This window comes from Saccharibacillus sacchari DSM 19268 (assembly GCF_000585395.1).
Classification (GTDB): Bacteria; Bacillota; Bacilli; order Paenibacillales; family Paenibacillaceae; genus Saccharibacillus; species Saccharibacillus sacchari.
Genome location: NZ_KK073875.1, coordinates 253,924 through 272,516, shown reverse-complemented (window position 1 = coordinate 272,516; position 18,593 = coordinate 253,924). Strand labels below are relative to the sequence as shown.

Sequence of the window (18,593 nt, the reverse complement as noted above, 5' to 3'; positions counted from 1 at the left end):
AAAATATGACGCGTGACGGAGCGTATACGAAAAATGCCGTTATGATTGTCTGGAGGAGAAAAAAATGGACTTTAATCGGTTGACGCAAAAGCTGGAGGAAGCGATCACCGATGCGCAATCGCTTGCGGCGGCAAGCGGTCATCAGGAGATCGACACCCCGCATCTGCTCAAAGCCCTACTGAGGCAAAAAGACGGCCTGCTGCCCCGGCTGCTGAGCCGTTCGAATATTTCGCAAGAAAACATGGGTCGCAAAACGGACGAACTGTTGCGGCGAAAAGCTCGGGTTAGCGGAGGCGTTCAACCTTACTTCTCGGCCGATCTGCTTGCCGTGCTGGAACAAGCGCAGCGTGAAGCAGAGAAGATGCGCGACGAGTTTACGGCGGTTGAACACGTCCTGCTGGCTTTTGATCAGGACAAACGCGGCGGCGTACGCGAACTGCTGCGCGGGGAAGGGATTACGCAGAATAGACTGCTCGAGGCGCTCAAAGAGATACGGGGCAACCAGCGGGTAACGGGGCGAGAGCCGGAAGCGACCTATGAAGCTTTGGAAAAATACGGGCGGGATCTCGTCTCTGAGGTTCGAGCGGGCCGTATCGATCCGGTGATCGGGCGGGATGCCGAGATTCGCCGCGTTATTCGCATCCTTTCCCGCAAAACGAAAAACAATCCGGTACTGATCGGCGAACCCGGCGTCGGCAAGACGGCGATCGTGGAAGGACTGGCGCACCGTATCGTGCGCCGCGACGTGCCGGAAGGACTGAAAGACAAAACGATCTTTTCTCTCGATATGAGTTCGCTTGTCGCGGGCGCGAAATATCGAGGAGAATTCGAGGAACGGCTTCAAGCCGTGCTGCGCGAGATCAAGGAAGCCGACGGTCGAATCATTTTGTTCATTGACGAAGTGCATACGATTGTCGGCGCGGGCAAGTCCGAAGGCGCGATGGATGCGGGCAATATGCTCAAGCCGATGCTTGCGCGCGGCGAACTGCACTGCATCGGTGCCACGACGCTGGACGAATACCGCGAGCATATCGAAAAAGACCCGGCGCTTGAACGAAGATTCCAGCAGGTGCTGGTCGGCGAGCCTGGGGTTGAAGATACCATTTCGATATTGCGCGGTCTGCGGGAACGGTTCGAAGTCCATCACGGCGTCAAAATTCACGATAACGCGCTGGTCGCGGCCGGCGTGCTGTCGGATCGCTATATCTCGGACCGTTTTCTGCCGGATAAAGCGATCGATCTGGTAGATGAAGCCTGCGCCATGATCCGGACCGAGATCGACTCCATGCCGGGAGAGATGGACGAAGTCACGCGCCGCATGATGCAGATGGAGATCGAAGAGGCCGCGCTGCGCAAAGAAACCGATCCTGCCAGCCTGCGACGCCTGGAACATTTGCAGCGCGAGCTTGCGGATCTTAAAGAAAAGCATCTGGTGATGAAAGATCGTTGGGATCGGGAAAAAGCCTCGATCGAACGCGTCCGCGAGCTTCAGCGGAGCCTGGAGAAAGCGCGAAAGGATCTGGAGGACGCGCAGGAGGAATACGATCTGAACAAGTCGGCGGAACTCAGCTACGGCATTATCCCGGGGCTTGAACGCGAATTGAAGCAGGCCGAAGAAGAAGCGCACGGCAGCGGAGAAGATCGAATGCTGCGCGAAGCAGTGACGGAGGAAGAAATTTCGGATATCGTCTCGAAATGGACAGGCATTCCGGTCAGCCGTCTGGTCGAAGGCGAACGGGAGAAATTGCTGCGTCTCGAAGACATTCTGCGCGAACGCGTAGTCGGTCAAGACGAAGCGGTGAGTCTGGTGACGGATGCCGTGCTGCGCGCGCGTGCAGGAATCAAGGATCCTCATCGCCCGATCGGGTCGTTTCTGTTTCTCGGCCCGACCGGCGTCGGGAAGACGGAGCTGGCCAAGACCCTTTCGGCAGCCCTGTTCGACCGCGAAGAAAACATGATCCGCATCGATATGTCCGAGTATATGGAAAAGCACAGCGTCTCGCGCCTGATCGGCGCCCCTCCCGGTTATGTCGGCTATGAAGAAGGCGGTCAATTGACCGAAGCCGTCAGACGGCAGCCGTATTCGGTCATTCTGCTCGACGAAGTAGAAAAAGCGCATCCGGACGTGTTCAATATTTTGCTGCAATTGCTCGACGACGGGCGCCTGACCGATTCGCGCGGAAGAATGGTGAACTTCAAAAACACCATTGTCATCATGACTTCCAATATCGGCTCCGCGCATCTGACCGCAGAGGCTTTGGCGTTCTCCGCTAACGGAAGCGAGCCGGCGAATGATGGAATCTCTTCGGCAATCTCGGAGGCCGCGCGTGAACAGGTCATGCGCGAATTGCGAAACCATTTCCGTCCCGAATTTTTGAACCGCGTCGACGACATCGTGCTGTTCCGACCGCTCGGCCTATCCGAAATCCAGCGAATCGTCATCAAGCTCGCAGGCGAACTTCGCAGCCGTTTGGCCGAACGCCGCATCGAACTGGAACTCACCGACCGGGCCGCCAACTTGATTGCCGAAGAAGGCTTCGATCCCGTCTACGGCGCAAGGCCGCTCAAACGCTTTATCCAACGCACCCTGGAAACCCGCGTCGCCCGCGCCCTCATCGCCGGAGAAGCGCAGGACGGGGACAAATTGCTGGTGGACGAGACGAACGGAAAATTGAACGTGACGGTTTTGCCCAATCAAGAAGATCTGATCCCGAAATCCAAATAATTCGTCTTGATCTTCAGCGGAAGCATAGGCTGGCAATTTTCACGAAGCGCCCGCACTTTCTCCCCTCGACAGCACTTTTAAGCTACAATAATAAGATCACGCAATAAAGGAGCATGAAATGATGCACGACGACCGTTCTACCCAAGCGCGACAAGCTGACATCCTTCGAGCCGCAGCCGCCCTCGCCAAAAGCGAACTGGAGCACGAAGGCAGCGGGCACGACTGGTGGCATATCCATCGCGTGACCGAGCTTGCCAAAAGAATCGCGGCAGCCGAAAAAGCGGATCTGTTTATCTGCGAACTGGCCGCGCTGCTGCACGATCTGGCAGACGAGAAGTTGGTCGACGACCCCGAAACGGGCATGAAGCGGACGGAGAGCTGGATGCTGGAAAACGGCGCAACGGCAGAAGAGGCCGCGCATGTCATGGAAATCATCTCGACGTTGTCTTTCAAAGGCGGAGCAGGCAAGCCCATGACGACGCTCGAAGGCAAAGTCGTTCAGGATGCGGACAGACTGGATGCGATCGGAGCGATCGGGATCGCGCGCACCTTCGTCTACTCCGGGAAAAAAGGCCGTCCGATGTACGATCCGAATATCCCGGTTCGTCGGGAGATGACGCCCGAAGAATATCGGAACGGCAAAGATACGGCGATCAACCATTTTCATGAAAAATTGTTGAAGCTCAAAGACCTGCTGAATACCGATTCCGGTCTTGCAATCGCCGAGCAGCGTCATGCTTTCATGGAAGAATTTCTGGAGAGGTTCGACCGCGAATGGAACGGAACCGACGGTTTGTGACTTTGATTACCGCTTGAATCGCCTCGTTCGTTTACCCTGAAGAAATATTTACCAGGCAAGCAGACGAACGGAGGAGTAGGCAATGAGCGAATTTGTCAAAACCTATTATAACGAGCAGGCAGAACGAGAATGGGATCGACTCAACAATCCGTATAACGCTGTGGAAATGGCGAGCACATTGTGGCTGATCGATAGTTATTTTCCGCGTGAAGGAACCGTGTGCGATATCGGGTCTGGTCCGGGAAGATACGCGATTGAACTGTTGAAACGAGGCTACGGCGTCACTTTATTGGAATTGTCGGAAAAGGAACTGGAGATCGCCCGTGTCAAGATTGAGGAAGCGGGACTTGCGGCGGACGGCTATATTTGCGAGAATGCGATCAATATGAATAAGCTGCGCAGCGAATCGTTTGACGCCGCTCTGGTGATGGGACCGCTGTATCATTTGATTGAACGCGAGCAGCGATTGGAAGTGCTAAGCCAAACGGCAAGAATCTTGAAACCGGGCGGCACCGCTATTTTATCGTATATCAATTCTTGGGGAACCTTGAAGGCTGGCGTGTCGGAATTCAGCGAGACCTTTCGCAATCCGGATGATTTGTATGCGTACTTCGATGAGCAAAGTCTGGACGCGGAGCGCGGATTCACGGAATGTTATTTTACGACGCCGTCCAAAGCCATACGCGAGATCGAGGAAGCCGGACTTGAACTGATTACTTATGCGGGGGCGGAAGGGTTCCTGGCAGGACTGGCCCGAGAAGTGCATCGATTGCATCGGGAAGACCCGCTCGTTTATGGGAATTTGCTGCGAGCGGCTTCTGAGACTTGCGAAGCTCCGCAGTATCGCGATGCGACCGAGCATCTTCATCTTGTGGTGAGGCGGCGAGCCTAAAGGAGAGTAAAGAATATGACAAAAAGTTTCGATCCGATCCTGCTGGATTTTCCCGAACAATTCGAGACGCCGCGATTAATCGTTCGGGCAACGCGCCCCGGCGACGGAGCGGAGCTGAATGCGGCGATTCGCGAAAGCAGGGAAGAGCTGGTTCCTTTTATGCCTTTTGCCCGAGTGCTGCCGGAACCGGAAGCGACGGAAGCGATGGTGCGCCGCAGGAGGCTTCATTTTCTGGAACGGACGGATATGATGATGCTGATGACCGAGCGCGGGACGGGAAAAATTTTGGGCTCGAGCGGCCTGCATCGGTTCGACTGGAATGCAAGAAGATTCGAGATCGGCTATTGGATTCGAACCTCTTACGCAGGGCAAGGTTTGGTCACAGAGGCGGTACGCGGCCTGACCGAATTCGCCGACCGCGAGTTGAACGCCAACCGGGTCGAGATCCGCTGCGACGATCGAAACGAACGGAGCGCGGCGGTGGCAAAACGTGCAGGCTTCACTCTCGAAGGCGTGCTGCGCAATTGGAAACGCGAGGAAGACGGGACGCTGGTGAACGAGATGGTGTTTTCCAAGGTTCACCCATGTAGAAAACGGAGGATTATCGATGAGTAAATTTGCTATTATATCCGACATTCACGGCAATCTTCCGGCATTGGAAGCGGTACTTGACGATATCGGCAGTCGAGGAATCACGGAAATTTATTGCTTGGGCGATCTGGTGGGAAAAGGGCCGAGCTCGGATCTTGCCGTCGATCTGATCCGTCGCCACTGCCGGCATGTCGTTCGCGGCAATTGGGACGAGTTTTTGCCGCAGCCGACGGAGTTCCCGACGCTGCTGTGGCACCAGAAACTGCTTGGCGAAGAGAGAATGGCTTATTTGCGGTCGCTGCCTTTTTCGATCGAGTTCAGGTTAAGCGGTCGCTATGTGAGGTTGTTCCATGCTTCTCCGCGCAGCGTCTATGAGCGGGTACAGCCTTGGGACGATTATGAGCGCAAAGTAAGTTTGTTCGAATCTTCGGATTTAAGCGCAGAGCCTGTGAAGGCCGACGTAGCGGGATATGGAGATATTCATAACGCCTACATGCAGCATATGGAGGGACGCATGCTGTTCAATGCCGGCAGCGTGGGCAATCCGCTCGATATGACGCAGGCTTCTTACGCGATCCTGGAGGGCGATCCCGGCGAGACGCGCAAGACGCGGCTGGATCTGACTTTTGCGCGCGTGCCTTACGATATTGAACGGGCCGTGCGTCAAGCGCAGGAAGCTAATATGCCTGATTTGGAGCCTTATGTGCGGGAGATTACGACGGGGCGTTATCGCGGCCTGAAAGATTAAGCGGAAGACCGAGAAGCTCTGACGATGAAAAGAACCTGTATGCCCGGCTGCGCGCGTGAACGCGCAAGTCGGCATAACGGGTTCTTTTTCGCGAAAGCGGGTAATGAACATCAGCGGTAAACGCAGAACGTTGACCCTTGGACCCGGCTTGCGGACATCGGAGAAAATCTCATACGAAGAAGGTGCGCATATGGATAAAGAGACGAATGATCAACAACGTCCAAAGGTGATTCTGACCGGAGCCAGCGGCTATATCGGTCATAACCTGATGCAGAAACTTATAGAAGATTATGACGTAATCGCGCTGTCGCGCCACGGAGACTCGCATGAAGACGAAGAACACGTGGAGTGGAGAAGCTGCGATTTTTATTCCATGGATGATGCGCAGGAATCGCTCCAAGGAGCCGATTACGCCTTTTACCTGATCCATTCCATGATGCCGACCGCCAAGCTTACCCAAGGCGATTTTGAAGACATGGACGCGATTCTGGCCGATCATTTTGCGCGTGCGGCGAGGAAGAACGGCGTGAAGCAAATCGTTTATCTGAGCGGAATCGTGCCTGACGATGTGCCGGAAGAAGAATTGTCGCGCCATTTGCGAAGCCGATTGGAAGTGCAGCGTATTCTTGAATCGTCCGGCGTGCCGGTTACGACGATTCGCGCGGGTTTGATCGTGGGTCCGCAAGGCTCGTCCTTCCCGATTCTTTATAAACTGGTGCAACGCTTGCCGATCATGACGCTCCCTACCTGGACGCGGACCAAGACCCATGCCGTTGCATTGGATGACGTGCTGAATTCTCTCAAAAACAGCCTCGGCAACGAAGATGTCAAAGGCCGCGCAGTGGATGTCGGCGGCCCGGACGTGATGAGTTATAAAGAGATGATGCAGCAGATGGCGGAAGTGCTTGAAGTGAAACGGCGCTTTATCGATCTTCCGCTGCTTACGGTCAATCTATCGAGATTATGGGTGACGCTGGTTACGGGAGCGCCGCGCGAAATGGCCTACCCGCTGATCGAAAGCCTGATTCATCCGATGGTTGCCCATTCCGACCTGAAGGTTGAAGGAATCAGCGACGGCAAAATCACGTTTAAGCAGGCGGCGAGAGATTCGTTGGAAGAGGAGAAAAAGAAGCAGGAGGATGCCGAGCGCAAGCAGCGCGAATCTTCGCGCAACGAGGAGTCCAAGCCGACGCAGAGCGAAGAAAAGGTGGCAAAAGCAGATGTTCGTTCCGTACAACGCGTCACGCTGCCGGAAGGCAAGGATGCGCGTTGGGCAGGCGAATATTATATCCAATGGTTGGGCAAAGCGATGCTGCGGCCGTTTATCCGTACGGAGACCGGCGAGGACGGCGTGAGCCGAATCTATATTCGTTTCTTCAGTAAGCCAATCCTTGAGCTGAGTTACGACGCATCCCGAAGCAGTCATGATCGTGCCGTATACCGGATTACCGGAGGCATGTTCGCCAACGCGAAAGACGCTCATCACGGTCGGCTTGAGTTTCTCATGATTCCGGGGTCGAGCGACTGTGTCGTGGCCATTCATGATTATATGCCTTCGATGCCGTGGTTCCTGTACAAATATACGCAGGCGAAGCTGCATTTGGTGGTCATGTACGCATTCCGGAAGCATTTGGAGCGAAAAGGCAGTCTCGGCAAATCCAGCACATCGAAAAAAGCGGGAGGCTCCGTCGGCACGCCGTCTTCATTGGAGGCAAAAAGCTGATCATGTCGCGGACCAATGTACGTGCCGGGCAGATATCGAAGTCGAATGAAGTTCGATAGGAAAAGGTATCCGTGCTGAACGAACCATCATCTTGTCCGTTAGAAGAAAACAAAAGCGATTCGCGCGCGATCGAAGTAATTTCCATCGCCTGCGTTTCGCTTATTTTGCGCGTTTCTCCATATAAATAAGAAGGAATATGAAAGATCGCTGCCGAAGCTGTGATAAAAATCTTTGCGCATTGTAACGATTTGCGTTATTATTAAATTATAATCATTCTAATTAAACATTAAAGCGGAAAGCCGACTGAGCGGTGAACAGACAGCATAGAAGCTCAAAGGAGGTTGTAATCTAGTGATTAGCGTGGAAGAACAATTGAAATCGATGAAGCAGCAAATGATATCAAAAGGGTATAAATCGACTATTCAGCGCGAAGCGACGATGCGTGTTCTGTTGGAGCATGAACGTGACCATATGAGCGCCGAGGATGTATATATGCGGGTGAAGACACGTTTTCCGGAGATTGGCTTGGCAACGGTATACCGGACGCTGGAGTTATTGACCGAACTTCATTTGGTGGAAAAAATGAATTTCGGCGACGGCGTAGCCCGCTTCGATCTGCGCAGCGAGGATCACGAGCATATGCACCATCACATGATCTGCTCGATCTGCGGCGAAGTGGAAGAAATTCAAGATGACTGGTTGAGCGAACTGGAGCAGCGCGTGAAGCGCGAATATGGCTTCAATGTGTCGGACCATCGCCTTGACTTTATCGGGACATTCTCCTCTTGTAAGCACGGGGATTGCCATCGGCATCGGGAGAACGCTTCGTAAATAAGTATAAGCTGAGGCGCTGCGGGGAAAATTCGTTCAAGGCGCTGTCTCACTCGGAAAAGTTGAATTAGATTTAAATAAGGATTTTGCCGAATTTTCGTGCTGAACAAGGAACTTTTCTGAAGGCGTGCCGGGGCACGTCAAGGGAAAGTGACGCTGCGTTGCCGGAATCGTACACGCTTTAGGTACGAATTCGGTGCAGGGCGAAAAGGCGGTAAAAGATGCACGTTGGCAGGTTTGAAGACACGCCCTAGGCTTCTGCAAATAGAATTGTAAAGTAAAATAGGGACGGCTCGAAGGCCGTCCCTATTTTCGAGAAACCCAGCGTCCATATGGAACGCTGGGTTTCTTTTTTATGGAGATTTCTTTTCCTCGTTTGGTAGACCAAGAAAGCGTTCTCGGTCTTGTTCGCTTGCTGTTTTAGACAGTTTGCTATCTTTTTCGTTATGTCAATATTGACAATTGATTAAATAGTGAATACATTTGTATACATAAGCATACAACCAGATAATGATGAAGGCGAGGCAATGATATGGACGAAGATAAAGAACGGGGTCCGGGAAGAAAAGCAAAGTCCGATGGGCGAGCGGAAGGGGCGCAGACGTTTCGCAGAGGAAGGGCGCTGCATTTTTTGGAGCGACTGGAGCTGAAAAGAGAGACGTTGGCCGCGCAGCTTGAAGAGAATGGATTTGAAAGCATTCGTCCTGTGATTGCAGGGGAATTGAAAGCAGTAGACGGGATTATTCGCGAGTTTATTCAGGTATTTGAACTGCACGAGAAACCGGAAGGGTGCGAACGTGGTCAAGGGGAACGTCGAGGACGCCGGGGGCACGGTCGAGGGAGTCGGCATGGTGAGCAGCGGGAGTCGGAGCAAGAAGGCGTTCATGATTCTCGGCAAGAAGCGGAGAGCGGCGAGATGACAAAAGACGAGTCGGGATTGGGGCAATCGAAGGCTTCTGATCGCGGGGAGGCCGGGAACTAAATGTGGCGTTTGGGAAAATACTTAAAGCCGTATTGGCTTCCTGCGTTGCTGGCGCCGCTTTTTATGGTGCTGGAGGTATGTATGGATTTGATGCAGCCGAAGCTGCTTCAACGGATTGTCGATGACGGAATCGCTGCAGGAGATGGGGGAGAAATTCAGCGAACCGGGCTGTTGATGTTGGGCGTTGCGCTATTGGGTGTAATCGGAGGCGTCGGCTGTACCATTTATTCAAGTATCGCTTCGCAAAATTTCGGCCGTGATCTTCGGGGTTCTCTGTTCGGCAAAGTGCAGTCTTTATCTTTTCGCAATCTGGACAATCTGCCGACGGGGACGTTGATTACGCGGATTACGAACGACGTCACGCAGCTTCAGACGTTTGTGCAGATGCTGCTGCGCATGTTTGTCCGTTCGCCGATGCTGATCGTGGGCAGCTTGATCATGGCGGTGACGATCAATGCCAAGCTGACGTTGATTCTCGCCGTATCGGTTCCGTTATTATTTGTGTTTCTTTTTTTTCTCGTTCGCTTCTCGCTCCCGATGTTTGCCGACGTGCAGAAAAGATTGGATAGCGTAAACGGCCGCTTGCAGGAAAATTTGAACGGGATTCGCGTGGTGAAGGCGTTTGTTCGTTCGGACTATGAAGAAGAACGCTTTGGTGAGGTCAATCGCGATTATACGTCCGTGATGACGCGCGGTATGCGCATTATGGCTCTGAATATGCCGATTATGACGTTGATTCTGAACATCAGCATCATCGCGGTACTCTGGTACGGAGGAGCGTTGAATCGTTCGGGGGACTTGGCTGTGGGTGAACTGGTCGCCTATATCAACTATGTGACGCAGATGTTGTCCTCCATGCTGTCGATCGGCATGATTCTGACCTTTATCTCGCGCGCTAAAGCCTCGGCCGACCGCGTGAACGAAGTATTCGACGAACGTCCCGATATTGAAAATCCGGTCGATTCCCATCAAGCTAGCCAGACGGGCGGACGCGTTGACTTTGAGCATGTTTCTTTCGGTTACGGAAAAGAAAAAGGCGAGTTGGCTTTACGCGACATCTCCTTTACTGTGCTGCCGGGACAAACATTGGGGATTTTAGGAGCAACGGGATCGGGCAAAACGTCTTTGATCAGCCTAATCCCTCGCCTCTACGATCCGCGTTCGGGCGAGGTCCGTGTTGACGGGGCGCCTGTATCGGAGCTTGAACTGTCTTCGCTTCGAGAAAAGGTTGGGGTGGTGCTTCAAGAAGCGAATTTGTTCAGCGGAAGCATTGCGGACAATATTCGTTTCGGCCGTCCGGAAGCGACAGACGCGGAAGTGGAGCGCGCAGCTCAATCGGCGCAAGCGCACGAGTTTATTGAACGCATGCCGGACGGCTACGCCACGAAACTGGGGCAAAAAGGCATTAATTTGTCCGGCGGACAGAAACAGCGGATTGCGATTGCCCGCGCGCTGTTGATGCGGCCTGCGGTGCTGATTCTGGATGACAGTACGAGCGCGGTCGATCTGACGACGGAATCGAAAATTCGCAGTGCGTTGGAACGGGAAATGAGCGGAACGACCAAGCTGATTATCGCGCAGCGGATCTCGGCGGTTCAAGGCGCGGATCTGATTCTCGTTATGGATCGCGGCGCTGTTGCGGCAATCGGCACGCATAATGAGTTGATACAAGATAGCGAGATCTACCGGGAGATTTATCGTTCCCAAGTCAGTGAAGGGAGCGAAGTTTATGCCTAAAGAAGAACAGGGAGAACATCGTGAATCCAGCCGTGATCCCAATAAGCTTCCCGGCGGGTTAGCTATGCCTGGACCAGGAGGGCCGGGACGCGGTGTTCCGGGCCCCAAGGAGCGCGCTCGGAATACCGGAGCTACGATTCGCCGGTTGTGGGCTTATTTGAATCAGCAGCGTGCCGGTTTGATTCTGGTCTATGTGCTAACTGCTGTCGCGGCGTTGGTGACGATGATCAGCCCTTATTTGCTGGGCGTCGCGATTGACCGACTTATTGCGCCGGGACGTTCTGAAGGGCTGCTGGGGCTATGTATTTTGCTGCTCGGCCTATACTCAGGAGGAGCGGTCTCCTCATGGCTTCAGGCCTACGTCATGACCGGCGTCGCCCAACGGATGCTGCAATCGCTGCGCGGGGATCTGTTTCGCAAGTATCAGCAGCTTCCGGTCTCCTTTTTCGATACGCGTACGCACGGCGAGCTGATGAGCCGCAATACGAACGATATCGAGAACGTATCGAACGGCTTGAATCAGACCGTCACGCAGATGCTCACAAGCTTGATCGTGGTCGTGGGTTCCTTGATCTTGATGTTAAGCCTGAACGTGTGGCTAACATTATTGAGTCTGATCACGATTCCGCTCGTGATGCTTGCGACGCGGACGATCGGCGGCGTGACTCGGCAGAACTTCAAAGCGCAGCAGGAGCATCTCGGCGCGCTGAACGGCCTGATCGAAGAATCGGTCGGCGGTCAGCGTACGGTGCAGATTTTCCGGCGTGAACAAGCGATGCAGAAGGAATTCGGGGCCATCAACGGCAAGCTGAATAAAGCAGCCATCAAAGCGCAAATCGTCTCGGGCCTGGTAGGTCCGGTCATGAATATGCTGAACAACGTCAACTTTGCTCTGATTGCGGCAGTCGGCGGTTGGATGGTATGGAAAGATTGGACGACGGTCGGGATTATTGTCAGCTTCCTGAATTATTCCCGTCAGTTCGGTCGTCCGATCAGCGATCTGGCGAATCAATATAATCTTATTCAATCGGGCGTCGCCGGCGCGGAGCGAGTGTTCGAGATTCTGGATTTGGACACGGAATATGAAATAAAAGGCCTTTCGCTTGACGGACGTTCGATGCGCGGCGAAGTGGCGTTTGAACGGGTATCGTTCGCCTATAAGCCGGAACAGCCTATTTTGCAGGACGTCACTTTCCGTGCCAAGCCCGGGCAAAAGATTGCGTTAGTCGGGCCGACCGGTGCAGGCAAGACGACCATCGTTAATCTACTGACTCGATTCTACGAGATTTCTTCGGGCCGAATTACGATTGACGGACAAGATATTCGCGAGCTGGATAAAAATGATCTGCGGCGCAATGTAGGGATGGTTCTTCAGGACGCCTACGTCTTCGCAGGGAGCATTCGTGACAACATTCGCTATGGGCGCCTGGAGGCATCGAATGCAGAAATCGAGCGCGCGGCAGAGCTGGCCAATGCGGACGCCTTCATTCGTGCACTGCCGAAAGGTTACGATACGCCGCTCACCATGGGGGGCTCCAATCTCAGTCATGGTCAGCGCCAATTGCTCACCATTGCTCGTGCCGTACTGGCAGACCCGGCTATTCTTATTCTCGATGAAGCGACCAGCAGCATCGACACGCGAACGGAGATGCATATTCAAGAAGCGATGCGCAGTCTGATGCAGGGGCGTACCAGCTTCGTGATTGCTCACCGCCTCAGTACCATCCGCGATGCTGACCGGATTCTTTTCATGAATGGAGGAAGAGCCGAAGAGCAAGGCACGCACGAAGAATTGATTGCAGCCAAAGGCCTCTATTACGAGCTTTATACGAGTCAATTTAAGCGATCCGGCTAAACTTTTGTGATCCTATACTCCTTTTCCCGTTTTCGTGGCTTGATCCGAAAGCGGGCTTTTTTGCAGCAAATTTACAAAAACCAACTTGCGAAGCAAAGGGCTTATCGTTTAAAATGTTTGAAAATGAGAATCAATATCATAACAAGCAAAGGAGACCGACGATGGAGGAGCTGGAACTGTACGATGTCACCATTATCGGCGGAGGTCCCGCAGGGATGTACGCGGCTTTCTATAGCGGAATGCGCGACATGAAGACGAAGGTAATCGAAGCGAAAGACGAGCTGGGCGGTCGTATGCTGATCTACCCGGAAAAGATGATCTGGGACGTAGGCGGAGTGACGCCGGTATTGTGCGAGAATCTGGTCTCCGGTCTGAAGCAGCAGGCGCGTACCTTCGATCCGACGGTCGTGCTGGGTCAGCAGGTGACCGGGCTGGCGCGCCGCGAGGACGGAACATTCGTGCTGACGACAGCATCCGGTGAACGCCACTGGACCAAAACTATCGTGCTGGCCATCGGCTACGGGATCTTGAAGATGGCGAAACTGGAGATTGAGGGTGCCGATCGCTACGAGGTGACCAATCTGCATTACACGGTTCAGGAAATGGACGTTTTCCGCGGACGGAATGTATTAATTTCTGGCGGCGGCAACTCGGCAGTAGACTGGGCGAACGAGCTTGAACCCGTCGCGGCTCATGTGACCATCGTGCATCGAAGAGACAAGTTCTGGGGGCATGAGAAAAATGTGCTCAAGATGCAGGAATCGTCGGTCGACGTTCGGAGTTTGCATGCGGTCAGCGAACTTCACAGCTCCGACGGTCGGAGGATTGATGAAGTGTCGATCAAGCACATGGAATCGGAACAAGTCGAGCGTCTGAAGGTGGATGCCGTTATCGTCAATCACGGTCTCACCAGCGATTACGGTCCGTTAAAAGAATGGGGCCTGCATATGGAAGACAGCGTTGCGGTCGTCGACGGCAAGCTCAAAACGAATATTCCGGGCATTTTTGCAGCAGGGGATTTTGCGAGTTACGATAGCAAACTGCGTCTGATCGCCGGTGCTTTTACCGATGCCGCGCTTGCCGTAAACAGCGCCAAACTGTATATCGACCCGGAAGCGGCCAAGGTTGCCTATGTATCGTCGCACAATGATCGTTTTAAAGAAAAAAATAAAGCCCTTGGCGTGGCTGTAGAAGAATAATTTGAAATTTTGAATGATTGCCGTATCATTTATGTCAAAACCGTCACAAGACGCCGAACGACTTTTGTGTTATATTTATTCAAATATCATTTTGTTTGAGCACTTTCGGGCCGATCCCCGAAGCGTTCGCGGAAGAATTTGTTTACTCGACAGGCTTGCCCACAAGACACTCGGTTGAAAGACGCCACTGGCACAGAAATTGCGTCACTGGAAAAGGCAAGACTAATCGGATAAAGGAGGATGTACGCATGCAAATCATTACGTGTACGGAAGAACACAAGGACCGGTTGACAGAGATGTGGTTAATCTCGGTGCATCGGACGTTGTATGATCTCGATCCAGGCGATATTGAAGGCTATGTCCATTTGTTCCAGGAAAACATTGTCGACAAGATGGAACTGCACGGAGTACGCAGTCGTTTCGGCGGAGAATTGACGGGTTTCATCGCAATGAACGGGCCGAAAGTGGAACTGCTTGTCGTTCATCCTCACTATCAAGGCCAGGGAATCTCCGACCTGCTGCTCGAACATGTAGCGAAGCGAGGCGAACTGGTGGTGGACGTTACGGAACAAGCACCGGATGTTTACGAGTATTACCAGCGTTTGGGCTTTATTGAAGCCGGCCGTTCGGGAACGACGCTGCATCTGATCCGTCCGAGCTTGATCGAACAGACTGGTGCCTAATGAAATCAGCTAGAGTTGACAAGGTACGGGTACCCTTTCAACTCTTAATCAGAGGATTACGTTTGGCTGAAACACGCACGCTTTAGGTGGGTTTCAGACGGGCGTAACCTTACTTTTAACGTTGACAAAGTACGAAAACCTTTTCCAAATCCTGATATAAACTGGATTTGCGAAAAAAGCAGAAAAATGATATTCGGACTGCCTAAATAAAGTGAAACGCCCATATTAAGCGTCTCACTTTATTTTTTAACAAAAATTTAAAAAATTTAACCGTAGTATAAATTTCCATATTGACAAGATATATAAAGGAGAGTACAGTAGAAGCAAGCACAAAATGTCGAATAATATCGAATAACGACGATCTTTTGTCGACAACTATCATTTTAATCGAAATGGGGAATTATAGCAATGAAAGCAACAGGTATCGTAAGACGCGTAGATGAACTCGGACGGGTTGTAATCCCGATTGAACTTCGTAGAACGATGGGCATCGACATCAAAGACGGACTGGAAATTTTCGTTGACGGAGAGCGCATCATCCTGAGAAAATACGCTCCAACTTGTATCTTCACCGGCGAAGCTGAAGACCTCGTATACTTCAAAGGCAAAATGGTCAGCAAAGCAGCAATCGAAGAACTGATCGAACTGTACCAAAGCTCGGAAGCCAAGTAAGACTTTTCATACAATCCGCTTTTAAGCGATTATCATAGAGCCCGTCTTACTCGTTAGCGAGTAGAGGCGGGCTTTTTGAATCGTGTCTATGGAGCGGCTGCTATGCGTGCTATCGTTCCGTTAATGCGGCAAGTCGATACTCAGCGTATAATCCGCACGGTCATTTTTCAGAGAAAGCTGACGGTCATCTTGCTTCCCGATCTCAAGCTCGTTCAGCACAATCTCGTACGTATCGCCGGGAAGAGGCACAGACTCGCCGTCGCCGTTCACGATACTTCCCGACCCATGCAGCAGAAGCGCGCGCTCCAGATAATCGTCGACCGGATTGTCTTGTGAACGTTCACCGATCTCGCGGAGCTCGAAATGAACGATGTCCGTGTCGCCGCTTTCCTGCTTTTCAATCTGCAAGGTCTGTCCGACTTTGCTTGTCAACCATTCGTTCAGTGCTTGAATTTGTTTTTCCATCGTTACCACCCTTTCCTTCGACGATGCTTCGTGCATCATCTGCGTATTCTCCATTTACCCCGCAAAAGAATTCGGCAAACGGGCTTGCCCGCCGCCTTTACCGACGAAGAACGAATCGGTACACCGCATAAACCATTAGCAGAAACCCTCCGTACAAAGCCAACACTGTCATTGTTTTCGGCAAATCCGTAAATAAATTCTGTCCCACAAAAGCAAAAACGAGCATAGCCGGAATTTTGCCCAGAGCCGAAGCGGCGATATAGACGATAGGTCGAATGTTCAAAAAGGCCGGGTATAAATTAACCAGCGCTTGCGGAAGAAGAGGAACGAGCCGAGCCGCCAAAATCACCAAAAACGGTCGGCGTTCCATCAGCTGTCCGGCCCGTTCCAGACCTGAAAACTTGGCTAATGCGGCGCGGCCTTGTTCCCGGAAAAATCGGCGTACCAGGGTATATTGCAGCAAAGAAGCCGTAGTGACGGCGAGCCATGCCGTTAACGCGCCGAGCGCAGGCCCATACAAAAAACCAAGCGAGCCGATCAGGAGCTTATACGGCAGCACCGGAAAAAAAGCAAACAGAAAAGCAAGCGCAAATCCGGTAGAAAGAGGCAAGGACACATTTTCCATCAGTGCTTGAAGTTCATGCCGATAGATCAGAATCAACAATAAAGCAGCGGCGTACACGGTAAGGGTGATCCATTTTTTCATGGGTATAAGACTCCTTCAGTATGACATGATCCATCATTCGCGTATAAAGCCCGTATACCGATTGTATGCGATGGATCAAGAAGAAGTCGAGAAACCGACAATTGCCGGATTTTACCGCCTGGGCTGGAAACGTTATACTTAGCGAATAAGCATGAAACAGAGTTTGGGCCAAGTTCGCGGAGAGGAGATGCGGGTATGGAAAGAACGGAAATAACGAATAGGCATGAAAAAGGTTCCGACGGAACTTATGGTCAAATGGCGGGTCCGGGCGCTTTGCGCGATCCATTGTGGGGAACGATCATTACGCCGACTGCAATCGAGATGGAGCTGCTGCGGACGAACGCCGTGCGACGGTTGCATTATGTGCGCCATGCGGGCCCGGCATCCTTGCATACTCAGCATACGTCAACACGGTTGCAGCATACGCTGGGTGTATTTGCGTGCGTGGCACACTTTGCGCCGGAATGGCCGGAATTGCGAGCGGCCGCGTTGCTGCATGACGTTGGGCATGGGCCGTTTAGTCACGCGCTGGAAGGATTGGAGGGCTTCGATCATCATCGGCATTCCGAGGAGGTGCTGTCTTCGGAACAGATTCATCGCGCACTGGGAGGGTTGAATCGGCAGACGGTACTTGATCTGATCGAAGGAAATGCAGCCAGTCCGCTGCGAAGCCGCGAAGGCGTGCTTCATGCCGATCATTTGGATTCGTGGGTGCGAAGCGCGGCTGCCTTTGGCATTTTGCCAAGGCCGGCATCGGAACTGCTGAGCGGCTTCAAGCTGTCGGGTCCCCATCTCGAAGCGGATGCCGACACGGCAGCGCAAATGATAAAGCTGATCGTGCACGAAGCGTATTATCATGCTTCAGCGGACAATATTGGCCCTGTCGCGGTGCTTCGAGCGCTGACGCAACGTTTGATTGGCGAAGGCGGACTGCGCGGAACGGAGATGGGCAATTTGGCCGACGAGGAACTGCTTGCTTTGCTAAGGCGACATCCGGCAACGGCTGAAGAAACCTATCGGTTTTTGTATCGTCCGCAGGAGCTGCGTGTCGTTCGGAGCGACGAAGCGCGACCGACGGAAGCTTATCGACATCGCCTAAATAAGCTATACCTGACGTTGCCGCGCATTCAGGGTGCGGTTGATCCGGCTAGGTTGCCTGATTATCCGAAGCTTGAAGCGTTAGGCGGGCTGCTGGGTGAGTATCATGTATTTTGGGAGGAGGGTGACATTGTTGAACATCGCTGATCGCGGGGCGGACGACATTGATACCGAAACCGTCCTGTACTTTGTCCGTCATGCTCATTCGAAGTACGAGCATGGCCGAGAGCTGGAACGCGGGTTATCGGATAGCGGGAAAGCAGAAGCTATGGCTGTATGTCGTCGGTTGGAAAAAGAAAAGATCGAAGTTTTTGTATCCAGTCCGTATCAACGTGCCGTGGAGACGCTTGCCCCGTTAGCCGAATATGCCGCAAAAACGATAAAGCTTTATGACGCCCTGCATGAACGGCTGGTTTCGGGTGAACAGGATCTCGGTCCGGAAAGATTCGCTGAAGCAAAACGCCGTTGTTACGAAGATCCGGATTACTGCCCGCCCGGCGGAGAGAGCAGTCGACAGGCGCGTTCGCGAGCGTTGCCCGTCATCGGGCAATTGTTGCGGGAGCATGCGGGAAAACGGATTGCGGTCGGCACGCATGGTGATGTGTTGACGTTGATGCTCGGCAGTTGGGATCCGCAGTACGACTATTCGTTTTGGCAACAGCTTTCTATGCCTGACGTGTATCGCGTCCGTTTCGACGGGATGGCTTTTGCGGGGGCGGAAAGAATCCGGTATAACAGTTCCGTGTCTCTTGAGCAAGGACACTGAATATCCGCTAATCGAAGTGATAGGTCTCGCTCTCGTGGACTGTTCGCGGGCTGGAAGAGCGGTTATTAAGATAGAGAACCGGTTGACGCAACCCTGAATTCTGGTATACTTGCCCAAATGC

General features: G+C 52.8%; 18 protein-coding genes. 16 read left to right on the top strand and 2 right to left on the bottom strand.

Translation table 11 applies throughout. The features are described 5' to 3' along the window. Positions 1 to 64: 64 nt before the first annotated feature. From clpB to SACSAC_RS01145, 13 genes are all read left to right on the top strand, one after another. Positions 65 to 2,725, top strand: a complete 2,661-nt coding sequence (clpB, locus tag SACSAC_RS01205) for an ATP-dependent chaperone ClpB (RefSeq protein ID WP_037282636.1) — start codon at positions 65 to 67, stop codon at positions 2,723 to 2,725. Positions 2,726 to 2,843: 118 nt separating this feature from the next. After that, positions 2,844 to 3,524 carry an HD domain-containing protein gene (locus SACSAC_RS01200; RefSeq protein ID WP_425414788.1) on the top strand — a complete coding sequence of 227 codons (681 nt, stop codon included), beginning with the start codon at positions 2,844 to 2,846 and terminating at the stop codon, positions 3,522 to 3,524. Positions 3,525 to 3,606: 82 nt separating this feature from the next. After that, a complete protein-coding gene (locus tag SACSAC_RS01195) occupies positions 3,607 to 4,416 on the top strand; it encodes a class I SAM-dependent methyltransferase (RefSeq protein ID WP_037282634.1) in 810 nt (269 codons plus the stop codon). 15 nt (positions 4,417 to 4,431) lie between these two features. Next, positions 4,432 to 5,031 (top strand): GNAT family N-acetyltransferase, encoded by a 600-nt coding sequence (locus SACSAC_RS01190; protein ID WP_051506771.1) that lies wholly within the window; start codon positions 4,432 to 4,434, stop codon positions 5,029 to 5,031. Then, entirely contained in the window at positions 5,024 to 5,755 is a 732-nt protein-coding gene (locus SACSAC_RS01185; RefSeq protein ID WP_037282631.1) for a metallophosphoesterase family protein, read from the top strand. Before SACSAC_RS01190 ends, SACSAC_RS01185 begins: the two co-directional genes overlap by 8 nt. A gap of 190 nt (positions 5,756 to 5,945) precedes the next feature. Next, on the top strand, positions 5,946 to 7,478 hold the full coding sequence (locus tag SACSAC_RS01180) for an NAD(P)H-binding protein (protein ID WP_037282628.1): 1,533 nt from the start codon (positions 5,946 to 5,948) through the stop codon (positions 7,476 to 7,478). A 351-nt stretch (positions 7,479 to 7,829) separates the two neighbouring features. Beyond that, positions 7,830 to 8,309, top strand: coding sequence for a ferric iron uptake transcriptional regulator (gene fur / locus SACSAC_RS01175; RefSeq protein WP_037282625.1), 480 nt, complete (start codon positions 7,830 to 7,832; stop codon positions 8,307 to 8,309). Positions 8,310 to 8,841: 532 nt separating this feature from the next. Further along, positions 8,842 to 9,291, top strand: coding sequence for a hypothetical protein (locus SACSAC_RS28275; RefSeq protein WP_211251326.1), 450 nt, complete (start codon positions 8,842 to 8,844; stop codon positions 9,289 to 9,291). Further along, the gene (locus tag SACSAC_RS01165; RefSeq protein ID WP_037282622.1) at positions 9,292 to 11,028 is read left to right on the top strand and encodes an ABC transporter ATP-binding protein; all 1,737 of its coding nucleotides are present in this window, start codon (positions 9,292 to 9,294) and stop codon (positions 11,026 to 11,028) included. Further along, the gene (locus tag SACSAC_RS01160; RefSeq protein WP_037282620.1) at positions 11,021 to 12,883 is read left to right on the top strand and encodes an ABC transporter ATP-binding protein; all 1,863 of its coding nucleotides are present in this window, start codon (positions 11,021 to 11,023) and stop codon (positions 12,881 to 12,883) included. Before SACSAC_RS01165 ends, SACSAC_RS01160 begins: the two co-directional genes overlap by 8 nt. A gap of 161 nt (positions 12,884 to 13,044) precedes the next feature. Beyond that, a complete protein-coding gene (locus SACSAC_RS01155) occupies positions 13,045 to 14,082 on the top strand; it encodes an NAD(P)/FAD-dependent oxidoreductase (RefSeq protein ID WP_037282618.1) in 1,038 nt (345 codons plus the stop codon). 248 nt (positions 14,083 to 14,330) lie between these two features. Further along, a complete protein-coding gene (locus SACSAC_RS26660; protein WP_051506770.1) occupies positions 14,331 to 14,765 on the top strand; it encodes a GNAT family N-acetyltransferase in 435 nt (144 codons plus the stop codon). Positions 14,766 to 15,173: 408 nt separating this feature from the next. Continuing rightward, complete coding sequence (locus tag SACSAC_RS01145; RefSeq protein WP_018975153.1) at positions 15,174 to 15,437, top strand: AbrB/MazE/SpoVT family DNA-binding domain-containing protein; 264 nt, start codon at positions 15,174 to 15,176, stop codon at positions 15,435 to 15,437. A 120-nt stretch (positions 15,438 to 15,557) separates the two neighbouring features. Here SACSAC_RS01145 and ymzB read toward each other — a convergent pair whose 3' ends face one another. Together ymzB and SACSAC_RS01135 are read right to left on the bottom strand one after the other, a co-directional pair. After that, positions 15,558 to 15,902 (bottom strand): protein YmzB, encoded by a 345-nt coding sequence (gene ymzB / locus SACSAC_RS01140; protein ID WP_037291732.1) that lies wholly within the window; start codon positions 15,900 to 15,902, stop codon positions 15,558 to 15,560. A gap of 97 nt (positions 15,903 to 15,999) precedes the next feature. Continuing rightward, a complete protein-coding gene (locus SACSAC_RS01135) occupies positions 16,000 to 16,608 on the bottom strand; it encodes a TVP38/TMEM64 family protein (RefSeq protein ID WP_037282615.1) in 609 nt (202 codons plus the stop codon). On the opposite strand from SACSAC_RS01135, the gene SACSAC_RS27850 reads away from it, so the two are divergent. Genes SACSAC_RS27850 through SACSAC_RS01125 form a run of 3 tightly spaced genes read left to right on the top strand, consistent with a single transcriptional unit; the run spans position 16,607 to position 18,472 of the window. Further along, the gene (locus SACSAC_RS27850; RefSeq protein WP_156950922.1) at positions 16,607 to 16,750 is read left to right on the top strand and encodes a hypothetical protein; all 144 of its coding nucleotides are present in this window, start codon (positions 16,607 to 16,609) and stop codon (positions 16,748 to 16,750) included. The genes SACSAC_RS01135 and SACSAC_RS27850 overlap by 2 nt on opposite strands. Positions 16,751 to 16,803: 53 nt before the next feature. After that, a complete protein-coding gene (locus SACSAC_RS01130) occupies positions 16,804 to 17,853 on the top strand; it encodes an HD domain-containing protein (RefSeq protein ID WP_051506768.1) in 1,050 nt (349 codons plus the stop codon). After that, positions 17,840 to 18,472 (top strand): histidine phosphatase family protein, encoded by a 633-nt coding sequence (locus SACSAC_RS01125; RefSeq protein WP_051507439.1) that lies wholly within the window; start codon positions 17,840 to 17,842, stop codon positions 18,470 to 18,472. The genes SACSAC_RS01130 and SACSAC_RS01125 overlap by 14 nt, the downstream gene beginning before the upstream one ends. The last annotated feature ends 121 nt before the right edge of the window (positions 18,473 to 18,593 follow it).